This is a genomic window from Mangrovibacter plantisponsor, from assembly GCF_003182475.1.
Lineage (GTDB): Bacteria > Pseudomonadota > Gammaproteobacteria > Enterobacterales > Enterobacteriaceae > Mangrovibacter > Mangrovibacter plantisponsor.
In genome coordinates this window covers 1-3,856 of record NZ_QGTS01000035.1, presented here as the reverse complement: position 1 = coordinate 3,856, position 3,856 = coordinate 1, and the positions used below count along the sequence as shown (strand labels likewise).

The 3,856-nt window shown below is 39.3% G+C and carries 5 protein-coding genes; all 5 read right to left on the bottom strand.

The features are described from left to right. Window positions 1-1,065 (bottom strand): ADP-ribosylarginine hydrolase Tri1 (gene tri1, locus DES37_RS25185; protein WP_425451744.1); only part of this gene is annotated, 1,065 nt, incomplete at its 3' end. A gap of 625 nt (window positions 1,066-1,690) precedes the next feature. Then, window positions 1,691-2,116 carry a riboflavin biosynthesis intermediates N-glycosidase gene (locus DES37_RS25180; RefSeq protein ID WP_110028269.1) on the bottom strand — a complete coding sequence of 142 codons (426 nt, stop codon included), beginning with the start codon at window positions 2,114-2,116 and terminating at the stop codon, window positions 1,691-1,693. A gap of 1 nt (window position 2,117) precedes the next feature. Further along, complete coding sequence (locus DES37_RS25175; RefSeq protein ID WP_110028268.1) at window positions 2,118-2,456, bottom strand: hypothetical protein; 339 nt, start codon at window positions 2,454-2,456, stop codon at window positions 2,118-2,120. A gap of 247 nt (window positions 2,457-2,703) precedes the next feature. Next, window positions 2,704-3,315, bottom strand: a complete 612-nt coding sequence (locus DES37_RS25165) for a hypothetical protein (RefSeq protein ID WP_110028267.1) — start codon at window positions 3,313-3,315, stop codon at window positions 2,704-2,706. 13 nt (window positions 3,316-3,328) lie between these two features. Next, on the bottom strand, window positions 3,329-3,856 hold a 528-nt coding region (locus tag DES37_RS25160), incomplete at its 5' end, for an RHS repeat-associated core domain-containing protein (protein WP_211320579.1).

Here is a 3,856-nt window from a genome sequence, read left to right as displayed (position 1 = left end):
GTCAGCAAGCGACACAATATGCTCATGCTGCGCCAGTTTCGTTCTCCACTCTGCCGGGATGCCCTGCCAGCCATAAAGTGCACCAGCCAGTTGCCCGGCAGTGGCTGCCACACTGTCTGCGTCATCAGCCAGGTTGGCGGCGAGCAACACGGCATCCCGAAAATTATCGGTGTGCCAGACAGCCCAGAGCGCGGCTTCCAGGGTATCAATCACATAGCCACTGGAACGGATTTCATCACGGGTTTTATGCCGGTAGCTTCCGGCATTAATCAGCGCACTTCTGGCGTTCAGTGGGCACACCTTCGTACTCAGTGCCTCTGCTTTACTCTTGCCATTCAGCAAATGGTGCAGTATCACGCCAAACAGGCGGGAGCAGTCTACTGATTCCGTCGCACAGTGTGTTGCTTTACCCTGCAGTTCAGACCAGACAAGTGTGTGAAGCAGTGAGTGACTATTCGCGACAGCAACAGGGGCCTGCCGGATAATGGCCGCATTGCCCGCGGTGTTGGCATCTGTGTTACCAAACCATTCCGGGCCATGTTGCAGATAGCTGTCCAGTGCATAGCGGGTGGCATTACCAATATCAAAGCAAATACCATTCACACTGTTCACACCATAGTGGTACCAGTTAACCATGCGATTGCGAAAATCGGTCAGATCCACTTTGCCACAGTGCAGGCAGGTTTCTGCCAGGCAAAGTGCCATCGACGTATCATCCGTCCATTCCCCGGGTTTTAACCCAAAGGGGCCACCGCCAACCATGTCACTGATATTTTTCTGATCCCGGGGTAAAAATTCCAGCGTGGTACCGACCGCATCTGCCACCGCCAGGCCAACCAGTGCGCCTCTGGCTTTATCCAGAAGCAGGGCACTGCTGCATTTCGGCGCAGCAGACGCAAGCCATTGTGGCAGGGAATTTTGACATTTCAGCCACGGGGAATAATCAACAGTTAATTCGCAACCGTTATTAAAATCATGCCACCATGCTTCTGGGATAGTATGAAGATACTTCTCTTTGACTATTTTATTAAGAACGGAAAGGTCATGGTGTAAATCAGTCATAATAGATACCGAATGTGAACCCAAGGAATTAATATGATTCAAAATCAACCATCGAAGTGGTCATAGAAACGTTCGGGATTATCATGGCCTAAAATTGCTTCTATTGCCAATCAGATTTCGTCAATGAACAACTCTTTAATCACACCCTTAGCTAAATTTTATTTATGACAATACAAAGGATGGCTGATAATAAATCAGCATCACAAGGAATAGTTACTATCACCTATAAAAATTATTAGCAATTAGCAATTAGCAATTAGCAATTAGCAATTAGCAATTAGCAATTAGCAATTAGCAATTAGCAATTAGCAATTAGCAATTAGCAATTAGCAATTAGCAATTAGCAATTAGCAATTAGCAAGAGAGCTTAAAAAGCTAACTCAAAGAAGCGTTAAATATAGCAAGAGATTTTATAATTACCCATAAATTTCATAACCTGCACACACTCTTTTTTATTCATGCAATTTTGACATAAAAGCATTTATTAATAACCATATAATCCTGATATTTCAGTGACGAAAGAGAGCAAATTACGGGTATTAACCCCATCACTAAAAATAGTGTAAGTTAATACACGTGAATTATAAAACACGAGCCATAATCACACTAATCAGGCTTTTCTCAATAGCTATCTGGTTTCCATTAATATTACCCCAAGCATATTCTTACCTGAACCATCACCACCAGCAGCCCAATAGCTATCATTTATAGTATGTTCAATTAGCAAAGAATCACCTGAAGACAACAATATTTTTTTAACACTTTCATTTTGCTTGAACTTTTCTAACACTGCTAAACGCATGATATCATCTTTCACATCCTCCCAATCACTCCTCAAAGGGTTTTGTCTATTTCTCCCTTCCTTGGCTGCATCCATTGGAGATGAAAAGTTACGAATTTTCTCCTGCAAAAAATCATCATGGAACTTTTGCGCTTGAAAATAATGCTCCACAGTTGGCCAATAGATTGAGTCAACTGTAAACCCACATTTATAGAAATTAGAAAACACACCATAAGAGTCATTAACCCTGTAAAAATAAATCTCATTACTCATTTCAAATAATCCTTGGACCAATTTCTTTTTTATCGTCAACGGATTCTCCCGACAGGATTAAATTGAAACAATTCATCATTCCACTTGATACTTCAGATAGAAGTTTACTATTGATGAATTCATTCTCAATTTTAATACCAACAGATGCCAGATAAATCTCTGATAATAGTTTTTTAGGTACAAGCGCTTCATGTTTAAAGAGTCTTGTGGCCTCTTCAGATAAAAATAATAGTTCCTTCAAAGACTTTTCGTTAACTTCCCCTCCCATTTTTAATGGATATAGGGATACATTGATTTTTTCTTCAAGCAGATTCAATATGTTATTTTTATCTATATTCATTTAATTCAGAATAGCACTGACCATCCCCTTAATGAAGGCACAGATGATTCATATCAGGCCTGGATAGCCTCATCGTCCCGCGAAAAAGTCACGGAACCCGTATTGATAAGTTCTTTGTTGTAGGTATGTCAGTTGGTAATCCTGAACTTCTGCCTTGCCACGAGGCCGTCCGTGAAGTGAGGAGATGCGTGACCTGATCCTTCTATTCAAGCAAAAGTTCGATTTATTCAATAAAGCCGATTATAGTTTATGGATACCGCTGTTCTTCATATCCATTAGGGTGTTTATAAAATATTTTTTCTAAGGAATTATTTTTATATTCAAACAACACCTTGTAAGATGAGAACTCCTCATCTTCATGTTCCTTTTGCTGTACATCTATTTCAATAAGATCATCCCCACAGTAATAATAAGTGGAAATATTGCAGCCAAATGCTGCGTAACTTATTGTTTTATAGATTTTGTTATTTTCTTTCTTCGCCAGTGTAATATTCCTTACAGATTTAGTCCCACTATTGAAATAAATTGACTCTATAGACTTATCTGTATATAAATAATAATTCCTATTAACAATATTATCTTTCTGTCCATACACCTCTACTAACAATATATTATCATCATAATCAAAGTAATAAACATGTGTATTTTTAATGTTTTTGGGGATATCTTTCAATTCTTTTCCAATTTTTAGACCAGCCCGTTGTATTTCATAAGGAATAACATTATACAAACCACCCTTGCTTATTTTTTTATATGAACACCTTGACATTGAAAGCTGAAAATATTCAGCTTCCGTATCTTCTGGGCTTAACATAATACATTCATATTTATTTTTTAATTCTTGCAAGCAATCACTCATTATCAACTCCTTATCAGTATCCAAATATACCTTTTGATAATTCACTAGCTATATCATTAAGAGCACGCTCAAAATCGTTCTTATTGTTTACATCCTTAAGTCTATTATACACATTTTCTTTATACGTATTAGTATGAACTTTTGAATGAGCTATGGCACTAGTGTCCGCATTATTTTTTACTTTCGTACTTGTTGGTAAGTAAACACCATTATTCGCTGAATTTATATCTATTCCGAGCTCATCCATTTTATTACGAAGACTCATCATCCTTGGATCTGCTGAGTTAGACATAACAATATGATGCGCCGAGTTTTTATAGCCAGGAACATTTTTTCCAGCTATCTCCATATTTTCTCGTAGTACCTTTGCATCACTACTACAACTCATCCATCCAAGTGGATCCACCCAGCCCTGCGCATTTGGCGCATACTGGTACAGGTTCAGCCCACCCGCCAGCCCTGGCGGGTCCTGCTGCGTGAACCGCCCGCTGTCCGGGTCGTAATACCTGAACAGGTTATAATGCAAACCGGTTTTACTCGC

Excerpts from the sequence above, each read along its gene's own strand:
- DES37_RS25180 (WP_110028269.1), bottom strand. The coding sequence starts at position 2,116 with ATGAGTAATGAGATTTATTTTTACAGGGTTAATGACTCTTATGGTGTG.
- DES37_RS25175 (WP_110028268.1), bottom strand. The coding sequence starts at position 2,456 with ATGAATATAGATAAAAATAACATATTGAATCTGCTTGAAGAAAAAATC.
- DES37_RS25165 (WP_110028267.1), bottom strand. The coding sequence starts at position 3,315 with ATGAGTGATTGCTTGCAAGAATTAAAAAATAAATATGAATGTATTATG.